Here is a 15,024-nt window from a genome sequence, read left to right on the forward strand (position 1 = left end):
CGCCGACTTACTCGTGGCTAGGAGCCGGACGCTCGATCAGTGCCTTCATGGACAGCTTGACGCGGCCCTTCTCATCGGTGTCGAGCACCTTGACCTTGACCACTTGGCCCTCTTGCAGCACGTCGGTCACCTTGCCGATGCGCTGATGGGCGATTTCGCTGATGTGAACCAGACCGTCCTTGTTCGGCAGGATCTGCACCAGGGCGCCGAAGTCCAGGATCTTGACGACCGGGCCTTCGTAGGTCTGACCCACCACGGCCTCGGCCGTGATGTCCTCGATACGCTTCTTGGCCAGTTCGGCCTTGGCGGCGTCGGTCGAAGCGATGGTGATGGTGCCGTCGTCGCCGATGTCGATGGTGGTCCCGGTCTCTTCAGTCAGCGCGCGGATGGTGGCGCCGCCCTTGCCGATCACGTCACGGATCTTCTCCGGATTGATCTTCATGGTGTAGAGGCGCGGGGCGAAGTCCGACACCTCGGTGTTGGCGGTGGCCATGGCCTCGACCATCTTCGACAGGATATGCAGTCGGGCTTCCTTGGCCTGGGCCAGGGCGACCTGCATGATTTCCTTGGTGATGCCCTGGATCTTGATGTCCATCTGCAGCGCCGTCACGCCGCCATTGGTACCGGCCACCTTGAAGTCCATGTCACCCAGGTGATCTTCGTCACCCAGGATGTCGGTCAGCACGGCAAAGCGCTGGCCGTCCTTGATCAAACCCATGGCGATGCCAGCCACATGGGCCTTCAGGGGCACGCCGGCGTCCATCATGGACAGGCAGCCGCCGCAGACCGAAGCCATCGACGAGGAACCGTTGGACTCGGTGATCTCCGACACCACACGCAGGGTGTAAGGGAACTCTTCCTTGCTGGGCAGCACAGCCATCAGCGCGCGCTTGGCCAGGCGGCCGTGGCCGATCTCGCGGCGCTTGGGGCTGCCCACGCGGCCGGTCTCACCGGTGGCGAACGGGGGCATGTTGTAGTGCAGCATGAAGCGGTCGCTGTACTCGCCGGCCAGGGCGTCGATCAGCTGCGCATCGCGGTCGGTGCCCAGGGTGGTGGCCACCAGGGCTTGCGTCTCGCCGCGAGTGAACAGGGCCGAGCCGTGGGTGCGGGGCAGCACGCCGTTGCGGATCTCGATGGCACGCACGGTGCGGGTATCGCGGCCGTCGATACGGGGCTCGCCATTCAGGATCTGGCTACGCACGATGCGCGCTTCGATCTCGAACAACAGGTTGTCAACTTCGACGCCGTCAAACTCGACGCCCTGCTCCTTCAGCGTGGCCTTGACGGCCGCGTAAGCGGCGCGGCAGGCCTCGGTGCGGGCTTGCTTGCTGCGGATCTGGTAGGCAGCGCGCAGTTGGCCTTCAGCCAACTCGGTCACCTGGGCGATGAAAGGCTCGTTCTTCGCCGGGGCGGTCCAGTTCCAGCTCGGCTTGCCGGCATCGCGCACCAGTTCATGGATGGCGTTGATCGCCACCTTGCCGGCCTCGTGACCAAAGACCACGGCGCCCAGCATCACTTCTTCGCTCAGCTGGTCGGCTTCCGACTCCACCATCAGCACGGCAGCCTCGGTGCCAGCCACGACCAAGTCGAGCTTGCTGTTGGCCATCTCGGACTTGCCGGGGTTCAGCACGTACTCGCCATTCACATAGCCGACGCGCGCAGCACCAATCGGGCCATTGAAGGGGATACCAGAGATGGCCAGCGCGGCGCTCGAGGCGATCAGGGCGGCGATGTCAGCCTGAACTTCGGGATTCAGGCTCAAGGTGTGGATGACCACCTGAACTTCATTGAAGAAGCCCTCCGGGAACAGCGGGCGGATCGGGCGGTCGATCAGGCGGCTGGTCAGGGTCTCCAGCTCGCTCGGGCGGCCCTCGCGCTTGAAGAAGCTGCCAGGGATCTTGCCGGCGGCATAGGTCTTCTCGATGTAGTCGACGGTCAGCGGGAAGAAGTCCTGACCGGGCTTGGCTTCCTTGCGTGCCACGACGGTGGCCAAGACCACGGTGTCGTCGATGTTGACCAGCACGGCGCCGGTGGATTGACGGGCGATCTCGCCGGTCTCCATGGTGACGGTGTGCTGGCCCCAGGTAAAGGTCTTGCTGACTTTGTTGAACAGGCTCATGAAAGCTCCTTGGATTTGCGGGAGGAGCCGGGCTTTCGCAAGCCGTTCGCCATGTCATTCCCAAGCGGCCCGCACTGCAACAAGCAGGCGGCGACTTGGGGATGGCATGCGGTCACGGGTTGCCAGTCCCCGGCGGGATGGAGAAAGAGCCTGCGTTTTGGCGCAGGCTCTTCGGAAGGGGTGCTTACTTGCGCAGGCCCAGCTTCTGGATCAGCGCAGCGTAGCGCGGCAGGTCACGATCCTTCAGATAAGCCAGCAGACGCTTGCGCGAATTGACCATCTTCAGCAGGCCGCGACGGCCATGGTGATCCTTGGGGTTGGCCTTGAAGTGAGGGGTCAGCTCGTTGATACGGGCGGTCAGCAGAGCGACTTGCACTTCGGGGCTGCCGGTGTCATTGGCGCCACGGGCGTGGGCTTGGACGATTTCGGCTTTGTTCAGGGTGGCGAAGGCCATGGTTGTTTCCTGGGTGTGGAAAGCCGCCGCCTGACCAAGTCGGGTCGTACGGTTTCCTAAGTTGAACTTGCGAGCGAGAGTGAAACCGACCCTCGTCGTGCGAGATTGCTTTGCAAAGTAGCCTTGGCGGCCAAATGCAAAACCTGAAGAGTATATCAGCTCATAGCCAATGGCCAACGCGGACGAACCTCGAAGGAGCCTGCCGGGGCCGGGGCCGTTGGGGCAGGCTGACTGGGTTGCCCCGCCTGGGTCGCCTGCCAGCGCATGGCCGCAGCCAGCGCGATCATGGCGCCGTTGTCGGTGCACAGCGCAAGCTCGGGGTAATGAACCCGAACGCCGCGGCGCGCGCAGGCCTGATCCAAGGCCTGGCGCAGGCTTCGATTGGCCCCCACTCCGCCCGCCACGACCAAGCGCCTCAGGCCCGTCTGCTTGAGTGCAGCCAGACTCTTCTTGAGCAGCACCTCGACGATGGCCGCCTGGGTGGAAGCCGCCAGATCAGCGCGCAGCTGTGCGTCCTGCAGGTCGATCTTGCGAGCCTGCGTCAGTACCGCCGTCTTCAGGCCGGCGAAGCTGAAATTCAGGTCACCGCTGTGCAGCAGCGGACGCGGCAGTGCGTAGGCGTCGGCCCGCCCCGACTCCGCAAGACGCGCCAGATGCGGGCCACCGGGATAGGGCAGGCCCAGCAGCTTGGCGCTCTTGTCAAAGGCTTCCCCGGCCGCGTCATCGATGGTTTCGCCCAGCAACTCATAGTCGCCCACCGCGCCCACCCGCATCAATTGGCTGTGACCACCCGAAACCAGCAGACAAACAAAGGGGAACTGCGGCGGGTCCGCCGACAAAAAGGGCGACAGCAAATGCCCCTCCAGGTGATGCACCGGCAATGCAGGGAGCCCCAAGCTGGCGGCCAAGGCCACCGCAGTACCTGCCCCCACCAGCAGCGCACCAGCCAGACCCGGGCCCTGCGTGTAGGCAATGGCGTCCAACTCGTGCAGACCCAAATCCGCTGACTGCAGCACTTGGCGCGTCAGCGGCAGCACCCGGCGAATGTGGTCGCGCGAGGCCAACTCCGGCACCACTCCTCCGTAGGCTTGATGCATCTCAATCTGACTGTGCAACCCTTGCGCCAACAAGCGCGGCGCCTCGCCCTCGCGGCACTCCACCAGCGCTACCCCGGTCTCATCGCAACTGGACTCAAAGCCCAGCACACGCCAAGGCCGCAGGGAACTCACGCCTTTTTCTCCTTGGCGTGGTTGATCGAGTACTTGGGAATCTCGACCGTCAAATCTTCGCGACCCAGGATGGCCTGGCAGGCCAGACGCGAATTGGGCTCCAAGCCCCAGGCACGGTCCAGCATGTCCTCCTCGCCCTCTTCCATTTCGGACAACGAGGTCAATCCAGTGCGCACGATCACATGGCAGGTGGTGCAGGCGCAAACTTGGTCGCAGGCATGCTCAATCTCGACCCCATGATCGAGCAAGGCCTCGCAGATTGAAGTGCCCGTGGGCGCCTGCACGGTACGCCCCTGCGGGCAATACTCGGGATGCGGCAAGATGGTGATGGTCGGCATTCAGATCTCCTGCACCGAGCGGCCCGCCAAGGCGCGCTGGATGCTGCGGTTCATTCGCGCCGCGGCAAACGCCTCGGAGCCCTTGGCCAAGGACTGCACGGCGGCCTCGATGTCAGCCGCAACACCCTGGCCCATGGCCTGGCGCAACCCACGCAGCTGCTGATCAATTTCGGCGCGCTCATTCGGCGCCAGCAAGTCGGCATCTACGGCCAAAGCAGCCTCGGTGGCCATGCACATGCGCTCGCCCTCGACACGCGCCTCACGCAAGGCACGTGCCTCGCGGTCGATCTGCACGCTGGCAAAACCATCGCGCAGCATGGCAGCCACCTGCTCGTCGCTCAACCCATAACTGGGTTTGACGGCGATCGCGGCCTCCACGCCCGAGGTGAGCTCGCGGGCAGACACAGCCAGCAACCCGTCGGCATCCACCTGAAAGCTCACGCGAATGCGCGCTGCGCCGGCGGCCATCGGTGGAATGCCGCGCAACTCAAAGCGCGCCAGCGAGCGGCACTCACTGACGAGGTCCCGCTCTCCTTGAACCACATGCAGCGCCAGCGCGGTTTGGCCGTCCTTGAAGGTGGTGAAGTCTTGCGCCTTGGCCACGGGCAGCGTGGCATTGCGTTCCACGATGCGCTCCACCAGTCCGCCCATGGTCTCCAAACCCAGTGACAAAGGGATCACGTCCAGCAGCAGCAGCTCGCCGTCCTGGGCATTGCCAGCCAACGCATTGGCTTGTACGGCCGCCCCCAAGGCCACCACTTCATCAGGGTTCAGATCGGTCAGCACAGGCTGAGCAAACAACTGGCCGACACGCTCACGCACCACCGGCATGCGGGTGGATCCACCCACCATCACCACGCCCTGTACCTCGTCGACACCCACACCCGCGTCACGCAGAACGCGGCGAACCACCGACAAGGTCTTGTCGACCAGGGCCTTGGTCAGGGCTTCGAAGGTCTCACGCTCCACCCTCAAGGAGAGGCTCCCGGCATCGAGCTCGGCGCTCAGCTGCACGGCTTCATGCGCCGACAAAGACTCCTTGGCCGCTCGTGCCGCCGCACGCAGGCGCTGACGGTCCGCACCCGATACCGCTTCGCGTCCGGTTTGAGCCAGCGCCCAGTCGGCCAGAGCCTGATCGAAATCATCTCCGCCCAGTTGGGCATCGCCCCCTGTGGCCACCACCTCGAACACGCCGCGCGCCAGACGCAGCAGCGAGACATCAAAGGTGCCGCCGCCCAAGTCATAGACAGCGTAAAGACCTTCCGAGGCGTGATCGAGACCGTAAGCAATCGCCGCCGCCGTGGGCTCATTGATCAGGCGCAGCACCTTCAGCCCGGCCAACTCCGCAGCATCCTTGGTGGCTTGGCGCTGCGCGTCGTCGAAATACGCGGGCACGGTAATGACAGCGCCGTACAGCAGATCGTCAAAGCTGTCCTCGGCCCGCTGGCGCAGGCTCGCCAGAATTTCGGCCGACACCTCTACCGGGGATTTGTGCCCCTCACACGTGCGCACACCCACCATGCCGGGGCCATCCTCCAGCGCATAGGGCAGCTTGGCGGCTTCGGCCACATCCACCAGACGACGTCCCATCAGGCGCTTGACGGAGCCCACGGTGTTGGCGGCATCCTCTGCCGCATGGGCCAAGGCCTCGGCGCCAATCTCACGCCGCCCATCACCCAAGTAGCGCACCACTGAGGGCAGGATGACACGACCCTGAGCATCCGGCAAACACTCGGGGCTGCCACTGCGCACGCAGGCCACCAAGGAGTGTGTAGTGCCCAGATCGATGCCCACCGCAATGCGGCGCTGATGCGGATCGGGGGACTGGCCGGGCTCGGCGATTTGAAGAAGGGCCATGGGTCAAATAGGGAACAAGGCGTCGCGACGCCGTTCAATGTCTTTCAAAAAGCGCGCAACAAACATCAACGAGCGCACGGCCTGAGCGGCCTGCTGAGGCTGCCCGCCCGCATCGTCCAGCTCACGTGCCACGGTCTCAAAAAGACCTTGCTGGCGCCGCCGAACCTGGGCTTGCAGGGCGTCAATGGCCGACTCGTCCTGCGCCTCATCGAGTTGCTCGCGCCAAGCCATTTGCTCGCCCAAAAATGCCATGCACATATGGGTATTGCTCTCTGCCTGGATGGCCGCGCCACGCTGCTCGCACAGATAGGCACCCCGGGTCAGCGGGTCGCGCAGGCGTCGATAGGCCTCATTGACTCGCAAGGCCCATTGCATGGCCTGAGCCTGCGCGGCTGCGCCCTGCCCCAGGTGGCGATCCGGGTGCACTTGGGCCGCCAGACTTTTCCAGCGCGCATCCAGCTCGGCCCGATCGAGCCGGTAGCGGGCGGGCAGACCAAAAAGCTCGAAGTCGTCGTGGGCGAGATGCATGAGCGAAGGACAAAAGAAAAGGCGCGACCGGGGGTCGCGCCTTCTTAGCGCAAGGCGAGATTAGACACGGAAGGACTCGCCACAACCGCAGCGGTCCTTTTCTTGCGGGTTGCGGAACTTGAACCCCTCGTTCAAACCCTCGCGCACAAAGTCCAGCTCGGTGCCATCCAGGTAGTTCAGGCTCTTGGGGTCAATCAGCACCTTGACTCCACGGTCTTCGAACACCAGATCCTCGGGGGCGACTTCGTCCGCAAACTCCAGCTTATAGGCCAGGCCCGAACAACCAGTGGTCTTGACACCCAGACGAACACCCACGCCCTTGCCGCGCCGCGTCAGGAAACGCGTCACATGGCGTGCCGCTGCCTCGGTCAGGGTGATGGCCATCTCAAGCCTCCTTGGCCGTTTCTGAGTTCTTGGCGCGGTAGTCCGCGACCGCCGCCTTGATGGCGTCCTCGGCCAGGATCGAGCAGTGGATCTTGACTGGGGGCAAGGCCAACTCTTCGGCGATCTGCGAATTCTTGATCTGGGTGGCCTCGTCCAGGCTCTTGCCCTTGACCCACTCAGTCACCAGGGAGCTGGATGCAATGGCCGAACCGCAGCCATAGGTCTTGAATCGCGCGTCTTCGATCAAGCCGGTGGCCGGATTGACCTTGATCTGCAGCTTCATCACATCGCCGCAGGCGGGCGCGCCCACCATGCCGGTACCCACCGAGTCGTCGCCCTTTTCAAAGCTACCGACGTTGCGGGGGTTTTCGTAGTGGTCGACGACCTTGTCGCTGTATGCCATTTCCTTCTCCTGCTCAATCTCGTTAGCTCCCGGGGCCGGCACCGGGCCACCCCAAGCGGCCCCGCGCCCCCTCGAGGGGTGGCTGCGGTACCCCGCAGCCGGTGGTGATCAATGGGCCGACCACTGAATGGTCGATAGATCGATGCCGTCCTTGAACATTTCCCAAAGCGGAGAAAGTTCGCGCAGCTTGGCCACGCGGCTCTGCAACAGGCGCACCGCGGTATCGATGTCTTCTTCGGTGGTGAAGCGGCCGATGGTCATGCGCAGGCTGGAGTGCGCCAACTCGTCCGAGCGGCCCATGGCGCGCAGCACATAGCTGGGCTCCAGACTGGCAGAGGTGCAGGCCGAGCCCGATGACACTGCCAATTCCTTCACGCCCATGATCAAGGACTCGCCTTCGACGTAATTGAAGCTGATGTTGACGTTGTGAGGCACACGTTGCGTCAGGTCGCCGTTGACATAGGCCTCTTCGATCGAGGCCAAGCCTGCCAGCAATCTCTGTTGCAAGGCGCGAATGCGCGGCAACTCGCTGTCCATCTCTTCGCGGGCGATGCGAAAGGCCTCGCCCATGCCGACGATCTGGTGCGTGGGCAGCGTGCCCGAGCGCATGCCGCGCTCGTGGCCGCCACCGTGCATCTGAGCCTCCAAGCGCACACGCGGCTTGCGCCGCACATATAGAGCGCCAATACCCTTGGGGCCGTAGCTCTTGTGCGAGGCCAGGCTCATCAGATCGATGGGCAAAGTGCGCAGATCCAACGCCATTTTTCCGGTGGCCTGCGCCGCATCCACGTGGAAGATCACGCCGCGCTCACGGCACAGCGCGCCCAGCGCGGCCAAATCCTGGATCACGCCGGTCTCGTTGTTGACCGCCATCACCGAGGCCAGGATGGTGTCGGGGCGCAGCGCAGCTTTGAAGACCTCAAAGTCCAGCAGACCATTGGGCAGCACGTCAAGGTAAGTCACCTCAAAGCCGCGCCGCTCCAGTTCACGGCAGGTGTCCAGCACAGCCTTGTGCTCGGTCTTGACGGTGACGATGTGCCGACCACGGGTCTTGTAGAACTCCGCTGCACCCTTGATGGCCAAGTTGTTGCTCTCGGTGGCTCCACTGGTCCAGACAATCTCGCGGGGGTCGGCCTGGATCAAGGCTGCGACCTGCTCGCGTGCCTGCTCGATCGCAGCCTCGGCTTCCCAGCCATAGGCGTGGCTGCGCGAAGCCGCATTGCCGAAGTGCTCACGCAGCCAGGGGATCATGGCGTCCACGACGCGAGGGTCACAAGGCGTGGTGGCGCCGTAGTCCAGATAAATGGGCAGATGAGGAGTCATGGATTCACTTGCTCAGCACAGTGCCGAGGTCAAAAACTGAGTTGGGTGCTGTCACCCGGATGGTCTTGAGCACCGGCGAGGGCGAGAAAGCACGCTTGAGCGAGCTCACCGGCACCTCATCCACCGCCACGCCTTTGGCGCGCTGCTCGTCAACGATCTGGCGCAGATTGACTGCATTCAGGTAGTCGAGCATGCGTTCATTGAGCCGCGTCCACAGATCGTGAGTCAGGCAAGCGCCGGTCTCATGACCCATGCAATTTTCCTTGCCGCCACAGCCCGTGGCATCGAGCGGCTCGTCCACTGCCAGGATCACATCGGCCACCGAAATATCGGCTGCCGCTCGTGCCAGGGTGTAGCCGCCCCCCGGGCCGCGAGTGGACTCCACCAGATCGGCGCGGCGCAACTTGCCAAACAGCTGCTCCAAGTAGGACAGCGAGATCTGCTGTCGCTGCGCCACGGCGGCCAGGGCCACCGGCCCCGCATGCTCGCGCAGCGCCAAATCGACCATGGCGGTCACGGCAAATCGGCCTTTGGTGGTCAAGCGCATAGAGGGCTCCAGGGGCCGGGCAATACCTGAGCAAAACAGTTGCGATCAGGGCTTACCCGAGTTAATGCCGAGCATTTTAGTCGTGTATTCGAGCGACAGGTCATCGGCACCCCCTATGGCCCCGATAGACAGGGGCTTTAGTTGGGCACTCAAGCGTCGTGTTTGCTGGCCCCCAACACCTGCTCGCGCAGACGCGCCAGCTGGTCACGAAGGCGAGCCGCCTGCTCGAACTCCAGGTTGCGGGCATGTTCGAACATTTGCTTTTCTAACTGCTGAATGCGTCGTCCGATCTCCTTCTCCGACAGGCCCTCCAGCGATTCTTGGGCCGCCATGGCGGCTGGCTGAGCATCGCGCCCCTTATCGGAGACCACGCCGTCGATCAAATCGCGCACCCGCTTGGCCACGCCGCGCGGTGTGATGCCGTGTTCTGCGTTGTGGGCCAACTGCTTGGCACGGCGCCGTTCGGTCTCGCCAATGGCCCGACGCATGGAGTCGGTGATGCGATCCGCGTACAGGATCGCCATGCCATTCAAATGGCGCGCAGCCCGGCCGATGGTTTGGATGAGACTGCGCTCACTGCGCAAAAAGCCTTCCTTGTCGGCGTCAAGGATGGCGACCAGACTGACCTCGGGGATGTCCAAGCCCTCGCGCAGCAGGTTGATGCCGACCAGCACATCGAAGGTGCCCAGACGCAGATCGCGAATGATCTCCACCCGCTCCACGGTGTCCACATCCGAGTGCAGATAGCGCACCTTAACGCCGTTCTCTCCCAGGTAGTCGGTGAGTTGCTCGGCCATGCGCTTGGTCAGCACCGTGATCAGCACCCGCTCGCCCAAATCAACTCGTAGGCGGATCTCGCCCAATACATCATCCACCTGATGCGTGGCCGGGCGCACCTGGACCACGGGGTCGACGAGGCCGGTGGGCCGCACGACCTGCTCCACCGTCTGCCCGAACTCGCCCGCCTGGCGCTTCTCATAGTCCGCCGGCGTGGCCGAGACAAAGACAGCCTGGCGCATCTTGCGTTCGAACTCATCGAACTTCAGCGGCCGGTTGTCGAGTGCAGAGGGCAGCCGAAAGCCGTACTCCACCAGGGTGGTCTTGCGCGCCCGGTCGCCGTTGTACATGCCACCGAACTGGCCAATCAGAACGTGACTTTCATCCAGGAACATCAGGGCATCGGGTGGCAGGTAGTCCACCAGCGTCGGCGGGGCCTCCCCCGGCGCAGCGCCGGACAGGTGACGGGTGTAGTTCTCGATGCCCTTGCAGTGCCCCACCTCCTGCAACATTTCAATGTCAAAGCGGGTGCGCTGCTCCAAACGCTGGGCCTCAACCAGCTTGCCATCCTTGAGCAACTCGCCCACGCGCTGGCGCAGCTCTTCCTTGATGGTCTCGAGTGCCGCCAAGACGCGCTCGCGCGGGGTCACATAGTGGCTGCTGGGGTAGACAGTGAAGCGCGCCAGCTTTTGCCGTAGCTGTCCGGTGAGCGGGTCAAACAGGCTCATGGCCTCGACCTCGTCATCGAACAATTCGATGCGCAGCGCCAACTCGGAGTGCTCGGCTGGAAAGACGTCAATGGTGTCGCCGCGCACCCGAAAGTGCCCGCGGGTGAACTCCAGTTCGTTACGCTGGTATTGCATGCGCACCAACTGGGCGATCAGATCCCGCTGCCCCAATCGGTCACCCACGCGCAGGGTCAACACCATCTGGTGGTAGTCACTCGGATTGCCAATGCCATAAATGGCCGACACCGAAGCCACGATCACCACATCACGACGCTCCAGCAGGCTCTTGGTGCAGGACAAACGCAACTGCTCGATCTGCTCATTGATTGCACTGTCCTTCTCGATGAACAAGTCGCGCTGCGGCACATAGGCCTCGGGCTGGTAGTAGTCGTAATAGCTAACGAAGTACTCCACCGCGTTGTTCGGGAAGAAATCGCGGAACTCGCTGTAAAGCTGTGCCGCCAGGGTCTTGTTGGGCGCGAACACAATGGCCGGCCGCCCCAGACGGGCGATCACATTGGCCATCGTGAAGGTCTTGCCCGAGCCGGTCACACCCAGCAGGGTTTGGAAGCTCAAGCCATCCTGAATGCCCTCGACCAGCTGCTGGATGGCCCCCGGCTGGTCCCCCGCCGGGGGAAAGGGCTGAAAAAGCTGAAAGGGTGAACCCTCGAAGCGCACGAAACTGCCCTCCAGGGGAGCTTCTGGGGCGGCCGCAGCTTCGACCGTTCTTGCAGCATCAGGCGGAGCGGGCAGTTTGGACATGAGCAGACAATCGAGAAAATCGCGACTTCGAGCGGAAAGCCCGGCAGCCTAGCGCAGTTGGTCCGACACGCCGCCCCAATACCCATCGCCTTGCAGCTTCTACCGCACGAATGCTGCAGCGCAGCATTTGAGGCAAGATGCAGCCTCAACAAAGCCGGAGCCCCGCCCCATGCTTTATCAGCTCTATGAAGCCCAGCGCGCCCTGCTGAGCCCCTTTGCCGAGTTCGCCAACGCGGCCGGCCAGCTCTACACCCACCCAATGTCGCCCTTCGCCCACGGCCCGCTGGCGCCGCGGGTGGCTGCGGGTCTGGATCTGATGCACCGTCTGGCCAAGGCCTACGAAAAGCCGCGCTTTGCGATCGAGAACGTCGAGGTCAACGGCGTGCAGGTGGCGGTGCAGGAGCAGGTCGTAATCACCAAGGACTTCTGCCGTCTGCTGCGCTTCAAGCGCTTCACCGACGACGCGCAGGAGCTGGAGCGCATGAAGAACCAGCCCACGGTGCTGGTGGTCGCGCCCCTCTCCGGCCACCACAGCACCCTGCTGCGCGACACCGTGCGCCAGCTGCTGCGCGAGCACAAGGTCTTCATCACCGACTGGACCGACGCCCGCATGGTGCCCATCGACGTCGGCCCCTTCCATCTGGACGACTATGTGGCCTATGTGCGCGAGTTCATCGAGCACATCGGCGCCCATGTGCATGTGATCTCGGTCTGCCAGCCCACGGTGCCGGTGCTGGGCGCCGTGTCGCTGCAGGCCAGCGCGCACGGCGTCGTGCCGCGCTCCATGACCATGATGGGCGGCCCCATCGACGCGCGAAAGAGCCCCACCGCCGTCAATAACTTGGCGATGAACAAGAGCTATTCTTGGTTCGAGAACAACGTCATTTACCGCGTGCCGAGCAACTTCCCCGGCGCCGGACGGCTGGTCTACCCGGGCTTCCTGCAGCACACCGGTTTCGTGGCCATGAACCCCGGCCGGCACCTCTCCAGCCATTACGACTACTTCCTCGACCTGGTGCGCGGTGATGAGGAGTCGGCCGACTCGCACCGCGAGTTCTACGACGAATACAACGCCGTGCTCGACCTGCCGGCCGAGTACTACCTAGACACCATCAAGACGGTGTTCCAGGACTTTGCGCTGGTGAACGGCAACTGGGATGTGGCGGGCCAGCGCGTGCGCCCACAGGACATCCAAAACTGTGGCCTCTTGACCATCGAAGGCGAGCTCGACGACATCTCAGGCGCAGGGCAGACCCGCGCGGCGCATGAACTCTGCACCGGCATCGGCAAGGAGCATCGCCAGCACTTCGATGTCAAGGGCGCGGGGCATTACGGCATCTTCTCGGGCCGACGCTGGCGCGAGCTGGCCTACCCGGTGATTCGCGACTTCATCCTGGCCCACGACCGCCGCCAGCAAAGCTTGCCGCCGCCCGTCAAACGCTCGCGTCGCAAGGCATGACGGCAGACCTTTCCGATCTGGCCGAGCGCATCAACGACGCCCTGCCCCAGACCCAGTGCACCCGCTGCGGCTATCCGGACTGTCGCAGCTACGCCGCCGCCATCGCGCAAGAGTCAGCGCCCATCAATCGCTGCCCCCCGGGCGGACAGGAAGGTGTGCAACGGCTGGCGCAGCTGACGGGCCGAGCGGAGACGCCGCTGGATCCAGACTGCGGCATCGAGGCCGAGCGCTCCTTGGCCACCATCGACGAGCAGTGGTGCATCGGCTGCACCCTGTGCATCACGGCGTGCCCGGTGGACGCCATCGTAGGAGCCGCCAAGCAGATGCACGTGGTACTGAGCGAGGCCTGCAATGGCTGCGAGCTTTGCGTGCCAGTCTGCCCCGTGGACTGCATTCGCATGGACAGCGTAACCCCCGGACGCACCGCCTGGAACGCGTGGACTGCGACGCAGGCGAATGAATCCCGCCGGCGCTACGAACGCCATCTGGCACGCCAGCCAGAGGCCGAGCGTCGGCGCACGGAACGCCTGGCTCACAAAGCAGAAGCCAAGCTCGCCAACCTGCCGGCGCTGATCCGCCAGCCCGAGCAGGCGGACCGCAAGCGCGCCGTCGTCGAAGCGGCCTTGGCCAAGGCCCGCCAGCGATTGGGCAAGCCCGCATGAAGCCGGCCCACATCGAGGCCTTCTTCGCCACGCTGCAAGCCGCCAACCCCAACCCCGAAACCGAGTTGGTCTACAGCAGCCGTTTCGAGTTGCTGGTTGCGGTGCTGCTGTCGGCCCAAGCCACCGATGTCGGCGTCAACAAGGCCACCCGGCGCCTGTTCGCCCTGGCGCCCACACCGCAGCGCATGCTGCAACTGGGCGAGGCCGGTGTCATCGACTGCATCAAGACCCTGGGCCTGTTCCGCAGCAAGGCCCAGCATCTGATGCAGACCTGCCGCATGCTGGTGGACCTGCACGGCGGTCAAGTGCCAAGCGCACGGGAGGCCCTGGAAGCCTTACCCGGCGTGGGGCGCAAGACCGCCAACGTCGTGCTCAATGTGGCCTTCGGTGAACCCACCATGGCAGTGGATACGCACATCTTTCGGGTGGCCAATCGCACCGGGCTGGCGCCAGGAAGGAACCCGCTGGCCGTGGAGCAGGGCTTGCTGCGACGCATCCCTGCGCCCTACCAACTGCATGCCCATCACTGGCTGATCTTGCACGGACGGTATGTCTGCCAGGCCCGCCGGCCGCTGTGCGCCAGCTGCCAGGTGCGTCCGTTTTGCGATCAGGGCAGCGCCCTAGAATCAGCCCCCTTTTGACCCCGCCGCTGCCTGCCATGGCCCAGCTTTCTGAGTTGACTGACCGCGTTGAGCGCTTGTTGCAGCGCCACGAGGAACTCCTGCGGGTGCATGCCCAGTTGCAGGAGGAGTTGGGCAGCGTGACCCGCGATCGCGACAGCCTGCGCTCGCGCCTGACGGCCGCACGCAATCGCATCGACCAATTGCTGCAACGCCTGCCCATCCATGACGGGGAGTCCCAGGCATGAAACAGCTCGAAGTCAACATCATGGGGCAGAGCTATCTGCTGTCCTGCCCCGAGGGCGGCGAGGCCGCGCTGCAAAAGGCCGTAGCGCAGGTGGACCAAGAGATGTGCGCCATTCGCGACTCCGGCAAGATCCGAGCGCGCGAACGCATCGCCGTGCTGGCGGCACTGAACCTGGCCTATCAGCTGGCGCAGAGTCCGCGTGCTGCTGCGGCACCCATCTCTGCCGAAGGCGACCTGGGCGATCTACTGCAGCGACTGGATCGCGCCCTGGCCGAATCGCCCTCTGTCCTCTGAGACAATCCCGCCGTCCATTGCGTTCGCGTGGGTTTTAATTTCCTTGAACCGATGCTCTCGCGAGCAAGGGCTTGGAATATTCGAGGCGGGCGTGATCGTCTCGCGTCAGATGAACCCGAAGCCTTGCTGACCTCGCCCACCTGTACCCCTAGGGTTCAGGACTGCGACCTACGGTACGCAATGGACACCTATCCCCCCCGAAGCGGCCTAGCGGCCGCCTCCCCCTCAAGGGGGCGGCGCGAGTGGCCTGGCGGAGCCAGTTCCACCGCGTCCCCCCATCTGGTTGGAGCGCT

General features: G+C 64.1%; 16 protein-coding genes and 1 other RNA gene. 6 read left to right on the plus strand and 11 right to left on the minus strand.

The annotated features are described in order from the left end of the window. Nucleotides 1–7: 7 nt before the first annotated feature. From pnp to uvrB, 11 genes are all read right to left on the minus strand, one after another. The gene (pnp, locus tag FF090_RS10810) at nucleotides 8–2,119 is read right to left on the minus strand and encodes a polyribonucleotide nucleotidyltransferase (RefSeq protein WP_138856736.1); all 2,112 of its coding nucleotides are present in this window, start codon (nucleotides 2,117–2,119) and stop codon (nucleotides 8–10) included. Nucleotides 2,120–2,303: 184 nt separating this feature from the next. Further along, entirely contained in the window at nucleotides 2,304–2,573 is a 270-nt protein-coding gene (rpsO, locus tag FF090_RS10815) for a 30S ribosomal protein S15 (protein WP_138856737.1), read from the minus strand. Between the two features lie 155 nt (nucleotides 2,574–2,728). Continuing rightward, on the minus strand, nucleotides 2,729–3,793 hold the full coding sequence (tsaD, locus tag FF090_RS10820) for a tRNA (adenosine(37)-N6)-threonylcarbamoyltransferase complex transferase subunit TsaD (RefSeq protein WP_221305004.1): 1,065 nt from the start codon (nucleotides 3,791–3,793) through the stop codon (nucleotides 2,729–2,731). 5 nt (nucleotides 3,794–3,798) lie between these two features. After that, nucleotides 3,799–4,140 carry an ISC system 2Fe-2S type ferredoxin gene (gene fdx, locus FF090_RS10825; RefSeq protein ID WP_138856738.1) on the minus strand — a complete coding sequence of 114 codons (342 nt, stop codon included), beginning with the start codon at nucleotides 4,138–4,140 and terminating at the stop codon, nucleotides 3,799–3,801. Further along, nucleotides 4,141–5,997: a Fe-S protein assembly chaperone HscA gene (gene hscA / locus FF090_RS10830; RefSeq protein WP_138856739.1), complete on the minus strand. Its 1,857-nt coding sequence runs from the start codon at nucleotides 5,995–5,997 to the stop codon at nucleotides 4,141–4,143. Nucleotides 5,998–6,000: 3 nt separating this feature from the next. After that, nucleotides 6,001–6,525: a Fe-S protein assembly co-chaperone HscB gene (gene hscB / locus FF090_RS10835; protein ID WP_138856740.1), complete on the minus strand. Its 525-nt coding sequence runs from the start codon at nucleotides 6,523–6,525 to the stop codon at nucleotides 6,001–6,003. A 60-nt stretch (nucleotides 6,526–6,585) separates the two neighbouring features. Beyond that, a complete protein-coding gene (gene iscA / locus FF090_RS10840; protein WP_138856741.1) occupies nucleotides 6,586–6,909 on the minus strand; it encodes an iron-sulfur cluster assembly protein IscA in 324 nt (107 codons plus the stop codon). A gap of 1 nt (nucleotide 6,910) precedes the next feature. Continuing rightward, a complete protein-coding gene (iscU, locus tag FF090_RS10845; RefSeq protein ID WP_138856742.1) occupies nucleotides 6,911–7,312 on the minus strand; it encodes a Fe-S cluster assembly scaffold IscU in 402 nt (133 codons plus the stop codon). 108 nt (nucleotides 7,313–7,420) lie between these two features. Continuing rightward, complete coding sequence (locus FF090_RS10850; protein WP_138856743.1) at nucleotides 7,421–8,635, minus strand: IscS subfamily cysteine desulfurase; 1,215 nt, start codon at nucleotides 8,633–8,635, stop codon at nucleotides 7,421–7,423. Between the two features lie 4 nt (nucleotides 8,636–8,639). Then, entirely contained in the window at nucleotides 8,640–9,182 is a 543-nt protein-coding gene (locus FF090_RS10855) for an Rrf2 family transcriptional regulator (RefSeq protein ID WP_138856744.1), read from the minus strand. Between the two features lie 149 nt (nucleotides 9,183–9,331). Further along, entirely contained in the window at nucleotides 9,332–11,449 is a 2,118-nt protein-coding gene (uvrB, locus tag FF090_RS10860) for an excinuclease ABC subunit UvrB (RefSeq protein WP_138856745.1), read from the minus strand. A 169-nt stretch (nucleotides 11,450–11,618) separates the two neighbouring features. Between uvrB and FF090_RS10865 the strand changes: the two genes are divergently transcribed. From FF090_RS10865 to ssrS, 6 genes are all read left to right on the plus strand, one after another. After that, nucleotides 11,619–12,908, plus strand: a complete 1,290-nt coding sequence (locus FF090_RS10865) for a polyhydroxyalkanoate depolymerase (RefSeq protein ID WP_138856746.1) — start codon at nucleotides 11,619–11,621, stop codon at nucleotides 12,906–12,908. Then, entirely contained in the window at nucleotides 12,905–13,570 is a 666-nt protein-coding gene (rsxB, locus tag FF090_RS10870; protein ID WP_138856747.1) for an electron transport complex subunit RsxB, read from the plus strand. The genes FF090_RS10865 and rsxB overlap by 4 nt, the downstream gene beginning before the upstream one ends. Continuing rightward, nucleotides 13,567–14,211: an endonuclease III gene (gene nth / locus FF090_RS10875; protein WP_138856748.1), complete on the plus strand. Its 645-nt coding sequence runs from the start codon at nucleotides 13,567–13,569 to the stop codon at nucleotides 14,209–14,211. Before rsxB ends, nth begins: the two co-directional genes overlap by 4 nt. 17 nt (nucleotides 14,212–14,228) lie before the next feature. After that, nucleotides 14,229–14,438 carry a DUF904 domain-containing protein gene (locus FF090_RS10880; RefSeq protein ID WP_138856749.1) on the plus strand — a complete coding sequence of 70 codons (210 nt, stop codon included), beginning with the start codon at nucleotides 14,229–14,231 and terminating at the stop codon, nucleotides 14,436–14,438. Further along, nucleotides 14,435–14,731, plus strand: a complete 297-nt coding sequence (locus tag FF090_RS10885) for a cell division protein ZapA (RefSeq protein ID WP_138856750.1) — start codon at nucleotides 14,435–14,437, stop codon at nucleotides 14,729–14,731. Before FF090_RS10880 ends, FF090_RS10885 begins: the two co-directional genes overlap by 4 nt. 10 nt (nucleotides 14,732–14,741) lie before the next feature. Beyond that, nucleotides 14,742–14,920: non-coding RNA, 6S RNA (ssrS, locus tag FF090_RS19805), on the plus strand. Nucleotides 14,921–15,024: the final 104 nt, after the last annotated feature.

Source organism: Inhella inkyongensis (genome assembly GCF_005952805.1).
Taxonomy (GTDB): domain Bacteria; phylum Pseudomonadota; class Gammaproteobacteria; order Burkholderiales; family Burkholderiaceae_C; genus Inhella; species Inhella inkyongensis.

Excerpts from the sequence above, each read along its gene's own strand:
- rpsO (WP_138856737.1), bottom strand. The coding sequence starts at position 2,573 with ATGGCCTTCGCCACCCTGAACAAAGCCGAAATCGTCCAAGCCCACGCC.
- uvrB (WP_138856745.1), bottom strand. The coding sequence starts at position 11,449 with ATGTCCAAACTGCCCGCTCCGCCTGATGCTGCAAGAACGGTCGAAGCT.
- fdx (WP_138856738.1), bottom strand. The coding sequence starts at position 4,140 with ATGCCGACCATCACCATCTTGCCGCATCCCGAGTATTGCCCGCAGGGG.
- nth (WP_138856748.1), top strand. The coding sequence starts at position 13,567 with ATGAAGCCGGCCCACATCGAGGCCTTCTTCGCCACGCTGCAAGCCGCC.
- rsxB (WP_138856747.1), top strand. The coding sequence starts at position 12,905 with ATGACGGCAGACCTTTCCGATCTGGCCGAGCGCATCAACGACGCCCTG.
- hscB (WP_138856740.1), bottom strand. The coding sequence starts at position 6,525 with ATGCATCTCGCCCACGACGACTTCGAGCTTTTTGGTCTGCCCGCCCGC.
- FF090_RS10865 (WP_138856746.1), top strand. The coding sequence starts at position 11,619 with ATGCTTTATCAGCTCTATGAAGCCCAGCGCGCCCTGCTGAGCCCCTTT.
- iscU (WP_138856742.1), bottom strand. The coding sequence starts at position 7,312 with ATGGCATACAGCGACAAGGTCGTCGACCACTACGAAAACCCCCGCAAC.
- iscA (WP_138856741.1), bottom strand. The coding sequence starts at position 6,909 with ATGGCCATCACCCTGACCGAGGCAGCGGCACGCCATGTGACGCGTTTC.
- pnp (WP_138856736.1), bottom strand. The coding sequence starts at position 2,119 with ATGAGCCTGTTCAACAAAGTCAGCAAGACCTTTACCTGGGGCCAGCAC.
- FF090_RS10855 (WP_138856744.1), bottom strand. The coding sequence starts at position 9,182 with ATGCGCTTGACCACCAAAGGCCGATTTGCCGTGACCGCCATGGTCGAT.
- FF090_RS10885 (WP_138856750.1), top strand. The coding sequence starts at position 14,435 with ATGAAACAGCTCGAAGTCAACATCATGGGGCAGAGCTATCTGCTGTCC.
- FF090_RS10880 (WP_138856749.1), top strand. The coding sequence starts at position 14,229 with ATGGCCCAGCTTTCTGAGTTGACTGACCGCGTTGAGCGCTTGTTGCAG.
- hscA (WP_138856739.1), bottom strand. The coding sequence starts at position 5,997 with ATGGCCCTTCTTCAAATCGCCGAGCCCGGCCAGTCCCCCGATCCGCAT.
- FF090_RS10850 (WP_138856743.1), bottom strand. The coding sequence starts at position 8,635 with ATGACTCCTCATCTGCCCATTTATCTGGACTACGGCGCCACCACGCCT.